Consider the following 13077-nt stretch of genomic DNA (forward strand, 5'->3'; position numbering starts at 1 on the left):
AACGCACAATCACGATATTCCGCGCCAGGCGAGTTGCGCCCCGATGCCCAGCAGCGCCAGGAAGAACAGGCGCCGGAACAGCGCCGGCGGTATCCGTCCGCGCAGCCTGGTCCCCACCGCCATGCCGATCAGTGCCGGCGGCAGCGCGAGGAGGGAGGCCAGGGAGGTCGCCGGCGTCACACTCCCCGCCCAGGCCAACGCCGCGCCCAGCGCCAGCGTCGCCGCCAGGAAGGCCAGCCCCAGCGCCTGCACCAGCGCATCCCGCGCCAGGCCGAGCGCGCCCAGCCAGGGCACCACCGGCATGACGAAGACGCCCGTGGCACCGGTGATGAGACCGCCCATGAGCCCGACCGGCACCGCGCCCAGCTGCTCCGCCCGAGGCGACAGTTGCAGCGGCGGCGCCGCCAGCCCCCAGGCGGCATAGGCGACCAGCGCCCCACCCAGCAGGCCGAGCGCGGCCGGGCCGCCCGCCGTCAGCAGGCCGATTCCCACGAAGCAGCCCGGCACAAGCGCCAGCAGCATCGGCCACAGCCGCCGCAGCAGCGGCCGCAGCGCCGGCCCGGCGCATTGCATGATGTTGGTGGCCAGCGATGGCAGCAGCAGCAGCGAGGCGGCCTCCGCCGGCGGCATCACCAGGGCCAGCAGCCCGATGGAGATGGTCGGCAGGCCGAGCCCGATGATGCCTTTGGCGAGGCCCGCCACGAGGAAGACGAGGAGGATGAGGGGAAGATTGTCCATGGCCCATCCTGGCGTCATGCCGCCTGGCCATGCTTCGGGCAGGGCCGAACGAAAAGCGGCGGCGGGGTTGCCCCCGCCGCCGCGCCGCGATCCAGGCCGTTCAGGCCAGGGTCAGTTCTTGTAGACGTCGATGATGGCCTGCAGCAGTGCCAGCGCATCCGCCTTCGGCCGCTGGAAGGCGTTGCGGCCCATGATGGAGCCGTTGCCGCCGCCGGCATGGATGGCGCGGACTTCCTTGATGATGTCGTCCTGGCCCTTCGCCTCGCCGCCCGAGAACACGACCAGGCGCCGGCCGCCGAAGCAGGCCTGCACGATGTGGGCGAAGCGCGCCGCGGCATCGTCCTGCACCGGGTTCTTGGTGTAGGTCGCCTTGGCGGCATCGAGGGAGACGGCTGCGGTCGGCGGCTTCACCTTGATGATGTGCGCGCCGGTCAGCGCCGCCATGTGCGCGGCATAGGCGCAGATGTCGAGAGCGGTTTCGCCGACCTTGTCCAGCATCGGGCCGCGCGGATAGGACCACACGACGACGGCGAGGCCGACGGACTTCGCCTCCTCCGCCAGCTCCCGCAGCTCTTCCATCATCTCGAACTGGTATTCGGAGCCCGGGTAGATGGTGAAGCCGATGGCGGAGCAGCCGAGGCGCAGCGCATCGCCGATCGTCGCCGTCACGGCCTGGTCCTTGGTGGTGGACAGGCTGTTGCTGCTGTTCATCTTCAGGATGGTCGGGATCGTGCCGGCATAGGTGGCGGCACCGGCTTCGATCATGCCGAGCGGCGCGGCATAGGCGTTCAGCCCGGCCTCGATCGCGAGTTCGAACAGGTAGCGCGGGTCATAGGCCGCGGGGTTCGGCGCGAAGCTGCGCGCGGGGCCATGCTCGAAGCCCTGGTCCACCGGCAGGATCACCATGCGGCCGGTGCCGGCGAGCTTCCCAGTCATCAGGATGCGGGCCAGGTTGGCCTTCGTCCCGGGGTTGTCGCTCTCGTACCAGGACAGGATTTCCTGGACCTTCGGCGTCAGGCGCATCGTGGAGTTTTCCTCGGACAAAGGCGGTTGCGGGCTTGGGCGGGGTCTAGCGCAGGTGTCCGCGCGTGTCATCCGGTGGAACGGTCAACCATGCGGCGAGCCGCGCCTGCCCGGCGGGGTGGCGGAGGTCGAGTGACCGGGCCTCCATCGCAGGCGGGCGGCCAGGAAGCAGCAGGGCCCCGGCCTCCGCGCAGGCACTGGCGATGGCCGTGAAGGCGGGGCAGGAGGCATCGAGCACGATGCCGCGACATCCCGCCCGCAGCGCCGCCAGCGCGTCCCCGGCCGCCGGCCCGCAGCACAGCAGGTCCGGCGCCGCCACGGCGGGGTGCGCGGCGCGCGCTTCATCGACCAGCGCGCGCCAGGCGCGGGGGCCAAGGAAGCCCGCCGCACCCTCCGCCGACAGCAGCGCCACGCCGCCCGGCCCCGTCAGCGCCAGCGCGGCCGCCGCTTCCGCCGCCGAGACGACCATCACCGCGCGAGGAATCCGGCTGGGAATCGCGCTCACCGTTGACCCGCAACGCCTTGCATGCAAAGCGTTGCAGCATGCCGGGACCGTCTGCGGCAAGCGCGCTGCGCGCTGCGTGGGCACCGGCATCGGATCAGGCTTGGGGGCTTCGGAACAACCGTGTCAGGTGCACGCGCGTCAGGTGCGGGGATCGATGCCGGGGGCGATCCGACGGGTCGCGCCCTGGCGCGGCTTGAAGCCGCGGTGGAACGCCTGGCGGATGCCGCCGCCCGGCCGCGGCCGGAAGGGGTCGCTGGCGAAGGCGTGTCCCGCGCCGCGGTTGCGGCAATCGCCGACAGGCTGGACGAGACGATTGCGCGGCTTCGCGCGGCGCTCGGAGAGGATCAATAGGCAATGGGTCAGGTTACAGTCCGCGTCGGCGGCTACAGCCACCCCGTCTCCTGCGAGGACGGGCAGGAGGCACACCTCGTCTCCCTGGCGTCCGAGGTGGACAAGCGCGTCAACTCGATCAAGGCGATGGGCGGGCAGTTCGGCGAAAGCCGCCTGATCCTGCTGGGCGCGCTGCTGCTGGCCGATGAGGTGCATGATTTGAAGGTGGCGCTTGCCCAGGCCCGCGCCGGCCAGGTCGCCGCCGCGCCGCAGCCGGACCCGCGGCTGGCGGAACGCCTGGCCCGCATCGCCGACCGGATCGAGGGCATTGCCCAGACCCTCGACCGCCCCTAACTAGGGTGGGCGGGGCTGCCCGGTTGGTGAGGCACTTTAACCCCCGGGGCCAATGAGCATCCTCCGGGGGCTGGCGCTGTTCGGGCCGTGGTCCGAGCATCTGGCTCCCACCTGCACCAGCAGGTCTCAGGAGGGTTATCAAGCCCACGGCCATGGTGGCTCCGCACTTGCTTTTTTTGTGCCCTCAGACGGCGGGCGCCCGCTCCGCGGGCTTGCCTTCGCGCCTACGCGCTGCGGCGCCAGCGTTGAGCGCGTGCTGCGCGCGGGCTCGCTATCGCGGGCCGTGGCGGTGATCGATTGGTCCGATGATGCTCTGCCCAGTCCTGCTCGCTGAACTGAAGGCGGAGGCGCGGAAGGCCGCGCTGGCGCGGCGCCTGGGGCAGGACGCTCTCACTTGTGGCGAGGCGCTGGCGGCGCATCTGATGCGGGACCTGCCGCCGCCGCCCGGTGCCATCGTCGCGGGCTTCTGGCCGATGGGGCCGGAGATCGACATACGCCCGCTGCTGCACGCCCTGCATGAACGTGGCCACGCCATCGCGCTGCCGGTGACGCCGAAGCGCGGGCAGCCCCTTCATTTCCGCCAGTGGCGCCCCGACGATGCGCTCGCGCGCGGCCCCATGGGCACGTCCCAGCCGGGGCCCGACGCGGCCGCGCTGGTGCCGGACTGGCTGCTCGTGCCCCTGCTGGCCTTCGATCGCGCCGGCCGGCGGCTTGGCTATGGCGGCGGCTACTACGACCGGACGCTCGCCGCGCTGCCCGGCGCCACCGCCATCGGCACTGCCTTCGCCTGCCAGGAGGTTGACGAAGTGCCCGCGGGGCCCGAGGACGCGCCCCTGACCGCGATCGTGACCGAGCGTGGTGTGACCCGCGCCGGAGTGGCCGATTGATGCGTATCCTGTTCCTGGGTGACCTGGTCGGCCGTGCCGGCCGCGATGCCGCGAATGCCGCCATCCCCCTGCTGCGCGAACGCCTGGCGCTCGACCTGGTCGTGGTGAACGGGGAGAATGCCAGCCACGGCTTCGGCCTGGCCCCCGACATGGCCCGCGCCCTGTTCCTGGCCGGCGCCGATGTGGTGACACTCGGCAACCACGCCTGGGACCGGAAGGAGATCATCCCCTATATCGAAGGCGAGCCCCGCCTGATCCGCCCGATGAACTACCCTCCCGGCACCCCCGGCAAGGGCGCCTTCATCGCCGTCCTGGCCGATGGCCGCCGCGCCCTGGTGATGCAGGCGATGGGCCGGCTGTTCATGGATGCGCTGGACGATCCCTTCCGCGGCGTGCAGGCCACCGTCGCGCCCCACCGCATGGGCACGGGCGGCACGGTGCAGGCCATCATCCTGGATTTCCATGCCGAGGCGTCTTCCGAGAAACTCGCCATGGGCCACAGCTTCGACGGCAAGGTCTCTCTCGTCGTCGGCACCCACACGCATACGCCAAGCGCCGACCACCAGATCCTGCCCGGCGGCACCGCCTACCAGACCGATGCCGGCATGTGCGGTGACTATGACAGCGTGATCGGCATGCAGAAGGGCGGCGCCGCGCTGCGCTTCTGGAAGAAGGTACCCGGCGAGAAGCTGGCCCCCGCCGAGGGGGAGGCGACGGTCTGCGGGCTGTTCGTGGAGACGGATGACGCGACCGGCCTGGCCCGGCGGGTGGAGCCGGTGCGGATGGGCGGGCGGCTGAGCCAGGCGATGCCGGCGGCTTAGGCCGCGCGTCGGAACCGGGCCAGCGTGCCACTCCGCAGCAGCGTGCTCGGCAGGCGGTGGCCGACCACCTCCTCCGCCAGCCGCCCGGCCGCCACCAGCGCGTCGAGGTCCACGCCGGTCTCGATGCCCATCTCCTGGCACAGCAGGACCAGTTCCTCGCTCGCGATGTTGCCCGGCGCGCCGGGCTGGCCGGCGAAGGGGCAGCCACCCAGGCCCCCTACCGTCGTGTCGAAGCGATGGATGCCCATCCGCAGCCCCGCATGGGCATTGGCGATGCCGAGGCCGCGGGTATCGTGCAGGTGCAGGATCACGGACAGGTCAGGCCAGCGGCTCCGGACCTCCCCGACCACGCGCTCGATCCGCGCGGGCGTGGCCCAGCCCATCGTGTCCGCCAGCGTCGCCTCCGGCAGGGAAAGCCCATGGGCGGCCCCGATGGCGAAGGCATCCTCCAGCGCCTCGATCACCGCCGCCACCGGCACATCGCCAGCATAGTTGCAGCCGAAGGCGGCCTGGACGCTGATGCGCGTGACCGGCACGCCCGCTTCCTGGTGGGCGCGGACATTCACGTGCTGCGCCTCGATGTTCTTCGCGCGGTCGCGGTTGAGATTCTTCAGCGAGAAGGCCTCGCTGGCCACGACGGTGACGGCGGTTTCGATCTTCATGCGGTCGCGGAAGGACAAGGCGCGGGCCATGCCGGCCGCGTTGAACCACAGCGCGGTGTAGGTGACGCCGGGCGCGGGATCGAAGCCCGCGGCCACCGGTTCCGCATCCGCCCAGCCGGGGACGATCTTCGGGCTGACGAAGGAACAGACCTGGATATGGTGCAGTCCGGTGGCGGACAGCGCATCCACCAGCGCGATCTTGCGCGCGGTCGGGATGGGCCCGGGCTCGATCTGGAAGCCCTCCCGCGGGCCTTCCTCCCGGATCTCCACGCGCTTCGGCAGGTCGGTCATGGCGGTTCCTCCGACGGCAGGTCTACCCCGCCGGGGGGCGCGCCGCTACTTCACGCCCCGGCGCTGGTCCGGATGCAGCGCGGTGCCGAGGATGCTGGACGACCGCCCGATCACATGCCCCGCGCCGCCCACGATCAGCGGATCGGGCGCATGCACCACGCCCTCGTCCTTCCCCTCATAGGGCAGGACGTGGAGGAAGTGGCGCATCGCCTCCAGCCTGGCGCGGCGCTTGTCGTTGGATTTCACGATGGTCCAGGGCGCGTCGGCGGTGTCGGTGTAGAAGAACATCGCCTCCTTCGCCTCGGTGTAGTCGTCCCATTTGTCGAGGCTCGCCTTGTCGATCGGCGAGAGCTTCCACTGCTTCAGCGGATCGGTCTCCCGCGCCTCGAACCGCTTCAGCTGTTCGTCCCGCGTGACGCTGAACCAGAACTTGAAGAGGCGGATGCCGGACCGCGTGAGCATCCGTTCCAGCTCCGGCGCCTGGCGCATGAATTCCAGGTATTCGGAGGGCGAGCAGAACCCCATCACGCGTTCCACGCCGGCGCGATTGTACCAGGACCGGTCGAAGAAAACCATGTCGCCGCCGGCGGGCAGGTGCTGGATATAGCGCTGGAAGTACCATTGCGTGCGCTCGCGCTCATTCGGCTTTTCCAGCGCGACGACGCGCGCGGCGCGCGGGTTCAAATGTTCCATGAAGCGCTTGATGGTGCCGCCCTTGCCGGCGGCGTCGCGGCCCTCGAACAGGATGACGATGCGTTCGTTGGTGTCCTTCACCCAGGCCTGCGCCTTCAGCAGTTCCACCTGCAGCGGCTTCACCCGCGCCATGTATTCCCGTTCCGTCAGGCGGGTGGCGTAGGGGTATTCGCCGGTCTCGAAGGCGCGGCGCACCGCTTCGGGATCGTGGCGCGGCGCCGCCCGGCGATGCGGGCGCACCAGATCCGCGGCCGCATGGGCGATGCTGGCGGCACCTTCCGGCGCCTGGCCGTCGGGCGTGGGCAGGGGTTCGGGCAGGGTGGTGCCGTCTTCGGTCATGGCGGGCGTCTCCATCGCGGGTGCAGGCTGCGCCCGGCGCGCATGTGGCACGATGATCTGTGTCAATCGGATGAAGACAAGCGCATCACGCCCAGGCCGGCATGTCGATCCAGGCGAGGTGCCCGCCCTTGCCCGCGCCGCAATCCACGAAGATGGCGCGCCCCCCTTGCGCGCCTTCCGCGACATAGGGCCGGCCATCGGTGCTGCGCCGATCGTGCCCGCAGACGACGATCATGTCGGCCGGGATGCGGTCCACCCAGTCATGCACCCGGTCGGGGAAGCCATCGGCGCGCATCCGGCCCGTGACCTGGCCATACAGCGCGCGCGTCATCAGCCCCTGCGCCTTGCGTTCGCCGGCATCGGGCGGCGGCGCGCTGTGCAGCATCCCGGGGTGGAAGCCGCCATGGACGAAAAGCCGCCCGCCATCATGCACCCAGGCCGGCGCGCGGCCGATCTCCTCGATCGCGCGCGCCTTCAGCACATCCCCATCCGGGGCGGCATCCAGCTGCGAGAGCGTGCGGTGCAGCCCCTCCGGCTGGCCGCGCACCGGCGCGCCGGTCAGCGCCCGGCGCAGCTTGTGGTCGTGGTTGCCGAGGATGAAGAGCCCGCGCCCTTCGTCGATCAGCGCGAACATCCGGCGCAGCACTTCCGGGCTGTCCGGCCCGTGGTCGGTCAGGTCGCCGAGCTGGATGATGAACATGTCGGCCGCCAGCGCGCCCTCGATCGCGTGGATGAAGGCCGCGGCATCCCCATGCACGTCGGCGACCACGCGCAGCCCCGCGAAGCCGCGCCACAGATGCCCGACCGGGCTCGGCAGGGGGGGCATCACGCGGCGTCCCCAGGCTTTCGCAGCGCGGCGAAGGCGGCCAGCGCGCGGGCGCGGCCATCGGCATGGTCCACCACCGGCCGCGGATAGGTGGCGCCGAGCCGGATGCCACAGGCCGAGAGGATGCCCGCCGGCGCGTCCCAGGGCTTGTGGATGAAGGCCGCCGGCAGCTTCGCCAGTTCCGGCACGAAGCGGCGCACATAGGCGCCCTCCGGGTCGAACTTCTCCCCCTGCAGCACGGGGTTGAACACGCGGAAATAGGGCGCGGCATCGGTGCCGCAGCCCGCCACCCATTGCCAGGACGCGCTGTTGGAAGCGAGGTCGGCATCCACCAGCGTATCGTGGAACCAGGCCTCGCCCGCCTGCCAGGGCTGCATCAGGTGCTTCACCAGCAGGCTCGCCGCGATCATGCGCACGCGGTTGTGCATCCAGCCGAGCTGCCACAACTGCCGCATCCCCGCATCGACGACGGGATAGCCCGTGCGGCCCTGCTGCCAGGCGGCCAGCAGCGCCTGGTCCGGCACCCAGGGGAAGGCATCGAATTCGCCCCGCAGCGCGCGTTCGGGCATCTCCTGCCGATGCCACAGCAGGTGGTAGGCGAATTCCCGCCAGAGGATCTCCTTCAGGAAGGTCTCCGTGGCCCCCGCCGCCGCCCCGGCCGCTCGGGCGGCGTGCCAGACCTGCACGGGGGAGATTTCGCCCCAGCGGAGATGGGGCGACAGGCCGGATGATCCCTCGATGCCCGGCATGTTCCGGTCGCTGTCGTAGCGGCCGAGCGCGCGGGCCGTGAAGCGCGAAAGCCGCGCGGCCGCCCCTTCCTCCCCGGGCTGCCACATCGCGCCGAAGCCCCGGGCCCAGTCGGGCTCGCCCTTCACGGGGTACAGGGCAAGGCTGTCCAGCGTCTCCCCCCCCGCCGGTGCCTCGACCCCCGGGATGCGATCCGGCGCGGGCAGGGGCGGGGGCGGGTCGCCGGCGGCCAGCAGGGTCTTCGCGAAGGGCGTATAGACGGCATAGGGCTTGCCGCTGCCTGACCCGAAGCCATGCGGTTCCCGCAGGATGGCCGTGGTGTGCAGCACCAGACCGCGGCCCGCGCCCTGCAAGGCCTCATGCACCCGGCGCGACTGCTCCCGCGCCCAGGGCTCGTAGCCGCGCCCCGCATGGATTTCCGTCGCACCGATGGTGGCGGCGAGGGCCGGGATGATCGTCTCCGCCCGGCCACGCGCCAGCAGCAGCGGCGCCCCGCGCGCGGCGAGCGACCGCCCCAGCGAATCGAGGCTGCCCTTCAGCCACCACCGCGCCGCGCCGCCATGCGCCCATTCTCCAGCCGCCTCATCGTCGAGCACGAAGACCGGCAGCACGCGCCGCCCACCCGCCATCGCGGCCTGCAGGGCGCGGTGATCGGCCAGCCGGAGGTCGTGGCGGTACCAGAGAAGGGCGGGCCCGGAGGAAGGCAGCCGGGAGGGAGAGGGGGAGGCGGCGATCGCAGTCATCCCCCTCATGTAGGACGAAACGCGCGCGGCGCGAGCATCCCGAGAGAACCATCGCGGGTTCGCGGCGTTGGATGGACGACCGCAAGCAGCCGGAACGACCACCTTCGGTGGATGGCCGGCCTGGCGGGACACGGAAAAAGGAAAAGACGCATGATCCCGATGCAGAGGCGCGGGCTGTTCACGCTCGCCGCGGCGGGCGCCGCGATGGGTGCAGGCCTGGCCGCGCCGACGGTGCTGCGCGCCCAGACGCAGCTCCGCACGCTGGCCGATACCATGGCCGGGGATTCCCGGTTCTCGCAGTTCCTGAACCTGATCACCCATGGTTCGATGGTGGAGAAGTTCCGCCAGGCGGCGCCGATGACGGTCTTCGCGCCGATCGACGCGGCTTTCTCGGGCGCTCCGTCCGGCATGCTCGACCAGCTGATGGGCGGTTCGCAGTCCGGGCAGAACCGGAACGACGTGGATCGCCTGCGCCTCGGCGCGCTGATCGACTACCACACCGTGCCGGGCATGCTGCGCGCGGCGGAACTGACGGGTGATCGTCGCCTGCGGACCGTGAACGGCGCCGACATCGCGCTGACCTCCGCCAATGGCCGCCTGTCGCTGCAGAACCCGGCGCCCGGGCAGCAGATCGCGGGCTTCAGCGCGGCGGGGCAGAATGTCTCGGCCCGCCCGGCGCAGGTGGTGCAGGCCGATATCATGGCGAGCAACGGCATCATCCATGCCATCGACCAGGTGATCTGGCCGTAAGGCGGGGCCACACCCCCACCCCACCCTCCCCCGCGCCCGCGGGGGAGGGTTTTCTCGTTCAGGGGCCGTTCGCGGCCTCGGCCTCCATCGCGCGCATGGCGCCACGCAGCGGGCCGGTGGCGAAGCTGTAGAGGCGTTCCTGGCCAATCAGGAAGGCGCGGCCCCCCCGGTGGAACAGCTTCGCGATGGCGGGGTCGCGGATATCCAGCCCACCCGTGAAGGCACCGAAGGCCGGCAGCATCAGGCGGCGGCCATCCGTCAGGAAGCAGGGCCGCGTCACGCCGCCACCCCGCACCGGCATGGTCGCCTTGGGGTGGAAATGGCCGGAGACCTCGATGACACCCAGGGGCAGGCGCGCGGCCTGGGCCTCATGGCGGAAGATGATGGCGCCGATGCGGAGTTCCGTGACGGCGGTGCCGGGCAGCCCTTCCGGCGGTTCCGGGTCATGGTTGCCGAGCAGCCAGGTGACTTCCCGCCCTTCCAGCAGCCGCTTCAGCGTGGCGCAGTCGGCGGGCGGCAGGCGGGCGCAGCCATGGCGGTCATGGAAGCTGTCGCCCATCAGGACCAGCTTCTGCGGGTTCCACTTGCGCAGCGCGGCGCCCAGGCGTTCCAGCGTATCCCGCGTGTCGTAGGGCGGCACGAACTGGCCGCGGGCGGCGAAGTGGCTGCCCTTCTCCAGGTGCAAATCCGTCACGGCCAGCAGCTTCTGGGCGGGCCAGGCGCAGATGCCGGCGGGGTCCAGCATCAGGCGCTGGCCGGCCATGTGGAGGGGGGCGGCGGTCATCGGTCTGGGCTTCCGAGGTTCTTGGGGGCGGTACGTACGAAACGGTTGTAGCGGGCCTTCTTGTCGCGGGGCCGGCGAGCCCTGTCACGATCCCCGCGCGGTGGAATCGCTTCGGTGACGGTGGCCAATACCTCGTTGAAGGCATCGGTGCCGAGGGTCGCGTCGGCGACCAGCGCCTCCGCCTCCGCCAGCAGCGCATCCTCCGCGCCGCCGGCGACCCATTCGCGCCCTTCCTCGATCAGGGCGGGAACGGCGAGGGGGGAGACGCGGTCGAGCGCCCGGTGCCGGATGCCGCCGGCCCGGGCGCGGGCCAGGATCAACCCGATGCGCGCCACGTCGGTCAGCCCCGCCGCCGCTTCCTGCCGCGTCGCGCGCAGCAGGATGTGGTCGGGTTCATGCTTGCGCAGCACGTCGTAGATCAGGTCCGAATTCATCGTCATCTGGCGCCCGGATTTCTGATTCCCCCCCCCTGGGCCCGGATGGTTCTTCTCGATCAGTCCCGCGATGGTGGCGATATTGCGGAAGGTGCGGCGGAGCATGGAGCTTTCCGCCATCCACTCCTCCAGCTCCTCCCCCAATATGTCCTCCTCGAACAGCCGCTCCACGCCTTGCGGTTCGAAGGCGCACCAGGCGGCAAGGACGTAATCGGTGGCGAGGTAGCCGAGCGGCGCCATGCCGAGCTTTTCCATCCGCTTGGTCACCAGCATGCCGAGCGACTGGTGCGCGAGCCGCCCCTCGAAGCAATAGGCGACGAGGAACCATTTCTCGCCGCGCGGGAAGGTCTCCACCAGCAGCCCGTCGCGGGGTGGCATTTCCGATTGCTTCTGCTGCAGCCGCAGCCATTCCTGCACGGGGGCAGGGAGGGCCTTCCAGGCCTTGGGATCGGCCAGGATCGCGCGGACGCGGGCGGCCAGGTAGGTCGTCAGCGGCATCCGGCTGCCGGCATAGGCAGGCACGCGGGGCTCGCCTTCCCCGCCGCGCGTCACCAGGCAGGCGGTGGTGTCGAGGCCCTCGAACCGCAGCAATTGCCCCGCGAAGATGAAGCAGTCGCCGGGGGTGAGGGTGGAGACGAACCATTCCTCCACCTCCCCCAGCACGCCGCCGCCGCGCAGCCGCACCTTCATCAGCGGCGTCTCGACGATGGTGCCGAGATTCATGCGCAGCTGGCGGGCGACGGCGGTGGACTTCACGTGGATGGCGCCCTGCGCGTCCCGGAACAACTTTCGAAAACGGTCGTAGGATTGCAGGGCGTAGCCGCCATCCTCCACGAAGCGCAGCGCGTCGTCGAAGTCGCGGCGCGCCAAGGCGGCGTATGGGGCGGCGCGGGTCACCTCGGCGTAGAGGTCGTCGGGCAGAAAAGGCCCGGCCACCGCCACGGCCAGGATGTGCTGCGCCAGCACGTCCAGCCCGCCGGGCCGGGGCGGGTCGCCGTCCAGCTCATGCGCCGCGATGGCCTGGCGGGCGGCGGTGCATTCAATGACCTCGAAGCGGTTGGCCGGGACCAGCACGGCCTGGCTCGCCTCATCCATCCGGTGGTTGGCGCGGCCGATGCGCTGGAGGAGGCGAGCCACCCCCTTCGGCGCGCCCACCTGCACCACCTGGTCCACGGCGCCCCAATCGATGCCGAGGTCGAGGGACGCCGTCGCCACCACCGCGCGCAGGCGCCCGGCTGCCATGGCGGCTTCGACCTTGCGGCGCTGCTCCACGGTCAGGGACCCGTGATGCAGGCCGATCGGCAGATTGTCGTCATTCATCTTCCACAGCGCCTGGAAGCAGAGCTCCGCCTGGGCGCGGGTGTTGACGAAGACGATGGTGACGCCGGCCTCCCGGATCCGCCGATAGACCTCCGGCATCGAGGCCAGGCCCATATGCCCGCCCCAGGGCAGGCGGCCCTCCGGCAGCAGGATGTCGAGGCGCGGCTCCGCGCCACCCTCGCCCACCACCAGCGCCACGTCATCGACGCCGCCGGTGGGCGAGAGGTAGCGGCGCAGCGGGTCCGGGTGGGCGACGGTGGCGGAAAGCCCGACGCGCCGCGCGCCCGGGGCGATGGTGCCGAGCCGCGCCAGGCCCAGCGCCAGCTGGTCCCCGCGCTTGCTGCCGGCAATGGCGTGGATCTCATCCACCACCACCGCCGCCAGCCCGCCGAAGAAGCTGCCGGCATCGGGCAGGGTCAGCAGCAGCGCCAGGCTTTCCGGCGTGGTCAGCAGGAAGTTCGGCGGATTCTCCCGCTGCCGGGCGCGGCGGTTCTGGGGGGTGTCGCCGGTCCGGGTCTCGATCCGGATGGGCAGGCCCATCTCCTCCACCGGCTGGGTCAGGTTCCGCGCGATATCGACGGCCAGCGCCTTGAGGGGTGAGATGTAGAGGGTGTGCAGCCCCTCCCGCGGCGTCTCATGCAGGTCGATCAGGCTGGGCAGGAAGCCCGCCAGCGTCTTGCCGCCGCCCGTCGGCGCCACAAGCAGCGCACTCGACCCCTGCCGCGCCGCCGCCAGCAGCGCCAACTGGTGTGCCCGCGGCGCCCAGCCCCGGCCGGCAAACCAGGCGGCAAATAGTTCCGGTAATGTTCGCATGTCCGCCCATTATGGCG

14 protein-coding genes and 1 other RNA gene are annotated in these 13077 nt (G+C 71.2%); 6 read left to right on the plus strand and 9 right to left on the minus strand.

What is annotated here, in order from left to right; genetic code table 11:
• Positions 1–9: 9 nt before the first annotated feature.
• From ACTIE5_RS16505 to ACTIE5_RS16515, 3 genes are all read right to left on the minus strand, one after another.
• A complete protein-coding gene (locus ACTIE5_RS16505) occupies positions 10–738 on the minus strand; it encodes a sulfite exporter TauE/SafE family protein (protein ID WP_439550798.1) in 729 nt (242 codons plus the stop codon).
• A 111-nt stretch (positions 739–849) separates the two neighbouring features.
• Positions 850–1761 carry a class I fructose-bisphosphate aldolase gene (locus tag ACTIE5_RS16510; RefSeq protein ID WP_439550799.1) on the minus strand — a complete coding sequence of 304 codons (912 nt, stop codon included), beginning with the start codon at positions 1759–1761 and terminating at the stop codon, positions 850–852.
• 46 nt (positions 1762–1807) lie between these two features.
• Positions 1808–2233, minus strand: a complete 426-nt coding sequence (locus ACTIE5_RS16515; protein WP_439550800.1) for a hypothetical protein — start codon at positions 2231–2233, stop codon at positions 1808–1810.
• A gap of 153 nt (positions 2234–2386) precedes the next feature.
• Between ACTIE5_RS16515 and ACTIE5_RS16520 the strand changes: the two genes are divergently transcribed.
• The 5 genes from ACTIE5_RS16520 to ACTIE5_RS16540 all read left to right on the plus strand — a co-directional run bounded on the left by ACTIE5_RS16520 (position 2387) and on the right by ACTIE5_RS16540 (position 4658).
• Entirely contained in the window at positions 2387–2617 is a 231-nt protein-coding gene (locus ACTIE5_RS16520; protein ID WP_139225993.1) for a hypothetical protein, read from the plus strand.
• 3 nt (positions 2618–2620) lie between these two features.
• A complete protein-coding gene (locus ACTIE5_RS16525; protein ID WP_439550801.1) occupies positions 2621–2950 on the plus strand; it encodes a cell division protein ZapA in 330 nt (109 codons plus the stop codon).
• Between the two features lie 9 nt (positions 2951–2959).
• Positions 2960–3116: non-coding RNA, 6S RNA (gene ssrS, locus ACTIE5_RS16530), on the plus strand.
• A 139-nt stretch (positions 3117–3255) separates the two neighbouring features.
• On the plus strand, positions 3256–3837 hold the full coding sequence (locus ACTIE5_RS16535) for a 5-formyltetrahydrofolate cyclo-ligase (protein ID WP_439550802.1): 582 nt from the start codon (positions 3256–3258) through the stop codon (positions 3835–3837).
• Entirely contained in the window at positions 3837–4658 is an 822-nt protein-coding gene (locus ACTIE5_RS16540) for a TIGR00282 family metallophosphoesterase (protein WP_439550803.1), read from the plus strand. Before ACTIE5_RS16535 ends, ACTIE5_RS16540 begins: the two co-directional genes overlap by 1 nt.
• Here ACTIE5_RS16540 and ACTIE5_RS16545 read toward each other — a convergent pair.
• The 4 genes from ACTIE5_RS16545 to ACTIE5_RS16560 form a co-directional block, all read right to left on the minus strand.
• The gene (locus ACTIE5_RS16545) at positions 4655–5611 is read right to left on the minus strand and encodes a hydroxymethylglutaryl-CoA lyase (RefSeq protein ID WP_439550804.1); all 957 of its coding nucleotides are present in this window, start codon (positions 5609–5611) and stop codon (positions 4655–4657) included. The genes ACTIE5_RS16540 and ACTIE5_RS16545 overlap by 4 nt on opposite strands.
• Positions 5612–5656: 45 nt before the next feature.
• The gene (gene ppk2 / locus ACTIE5_RS16550) at positions 5657–6643 is read right to left on the minus strand and encodes a polyphosphate kinase 2 (protein ID WP_439550805.1); all 987 of its coding nucleotides are present in this window, start codon (positions 6641–6643) and stop codon (positions 5657–5659) included.
• A gap of 85 nt (positions 6644–6728) precedes the next feature.
• Positions 6729–7469 (minus strand): metallophosphoesterase, encoded by a 741-nt coding sequence (locus ACTIE5_RS16555; RefSeq protein ID WP_439550806.1) that lies wholly within the window; start codon positions 7467–7469, stop codon positions 6729–6731.
• Positions 7469–8959 carry a cryptochrome/photolyase family protein gene (locus tag ACTIE5_RS16560; RefSeq protein ID WP_439550807.1) on the minus strand — a complete coding sequence of 497 codons (1491 nt, stop codon included), beginning with the start codon at positions 8957–8959 and terminating at the stop codon, positions 7469–7471. Before ACTIE5_RS16560 ends, ACTIE5_RS16555 begins: the two co-directional genes overlap by 1 nt.
• A gap of 150 nt (positions 8960–9109) precedes the next feature.
• On the opposite strand from ACTIE5_RS16560, the gene ACTIE5_RS16565 reads away from it, so the two are divergent.
• Positions 9110–9709 carry a fasciclin domain-containing protein gene (locus ACTIE5_RS16565; RefSeq protein WP_439550808.1) on the plus strand — a complete coding sequence of 200 codons (600 nt, stop codon included), beginning with the start codon at positions 9110–9112 and terminating at the stop codon, positions 9707–9709.
• 58 nt (positions 9710–9767) lie between these two features.
• On the opposite strand, the gene pdeM is transcribed toward ACTIE5_RS16565, so the two are convergent.
• Together pdeM and ACTIE5_RS16575 are read right to left on the minus strand one after the other, a co-directional pair.
• Positions 9768–10493, minus strand: coding sequence for a ligase-associated DNA damage response endonuclease PdeM (pdeM, locus tag ACTIE5_RS16570; RefSeq protein ID WP_439550809.1), 726 nt, complete (start codon positions 10491–10493; stop codon positions 9768–9770).
• The gene (locus ACTIE5_RS16575; protein ID WP_439550810.1) at positions 10490–13060 is read right to left on the minus strand and encodes a ligase-associated DNA damage response DEXH box helicase; all 2571 of its coding nucleotides are present in this window, start codon (positions 13058–13060) and stop codon (positions 10490–10492) included. The genes pdeM and ACTIE5_RS16575 overlap by 4 nt, the downstream gene beginning before the upstream one ends.
• Between the last annotated feature and the right edge of the window lie 17 nt (positions 13061–13077).

Source organism: Falsiroseomonas sp. (assembly GCF_051859025.1).
Classification (GTDB): domain Bacteria; phylum Pseudomonadota; class Alphaproteobacteria; order Acetobacterales; family Acetobacteraceae; genus Falsiroseomonas.

Bases quoted from the DNA above. Each gene is read 5' to 3' on its own strand.
- ACTIE5_RS16505 (WP_439550798.1), bottom strand. From the start codon at position 738: ATGGACAATCTTCCCCTCATCCTCCTCGTCTTCCTCGTGGCGGGCCTC.
- ACTIE5_RS16510 (WP_439550799.1), bottom strand. From the start codon at position 1,761: ATGCGCCTGACGCCGAAGGTCCAGGAAATCCTGTCCTGGTACGAGAGC.
- ACTIE5_RS16525 (WP_439550801.1), top strand. From the start codon at position 2,621: ATGGGTCAGGTTACAGTCCGCGTCGGCGGCTACAGCCACCCCGTCTCC.
- ACTIE5_RS16535 (WP_439550802.1), top strand. From the start codon at position 3,256: ATGATGCTCTGCCCAGTCCTGCTCGCTGAACTGAAGGCGGAGGCGCGG.
- ACTIE5_RS16540 (WP_439550803.1), top strand. From the start codon at position 3,837: ATGCGTATCCTGTTCCTGGGTGACCTGGTCGGCCGTGCCGGCCGCGAT.
- ACTIE5_RS16545 (WP_439550804.1), bottom strand. From the start codon at position 5,611: ATGACCGACCTGCCGAAGCGCGTGGAGATCCGGGAGGAAGGCCCGCGG.
- ppk2 (WP_439550805.1), bottom strand. From the start codon at position 6,643: ATGACCGAAGACGGCACCACCCTGCCCGAACCCCTGCCCACGCCCGAC.
- ACTIE5_RS16555 (WP_439550806.1), bottom strand. From the start codon at position 7,469: ATGCCCCCCCTGCCGAGCCCGGTCGGGCATCTGTGGCGCGGCTTCGCG.
- ACTIE5_RS16560 (WP_439550807.1), bottom strand. From the start codon at position 8,959: ATGACTGCGATCGCCGCCTCCCCCTCTCCCTCCCGGCTGCCTTCCTCC.
- ACTIE5_RS16565 (WP_439550808.1), top strand. From the start codon at position 9,110: ATGATCCCGATGCAGAGGCGCGGGCTGTTCACGCTCGCCGCGGCGGGC.
- pdeM (WP_439550809.1), bottom strand. From the start codon at position 10,493: ATGACCGCCGCCCCCCTCCACATGGCCGGCCAGCGCCTGATGCTGGAC.
- ACTIE5_RS16575 (WP_439550810.1), bottom strand. From the start codon at position 13,060: ATGCGAACATTACCGGAACTATTTGCCGCCTGGTTTGCCGGCCGGGGC.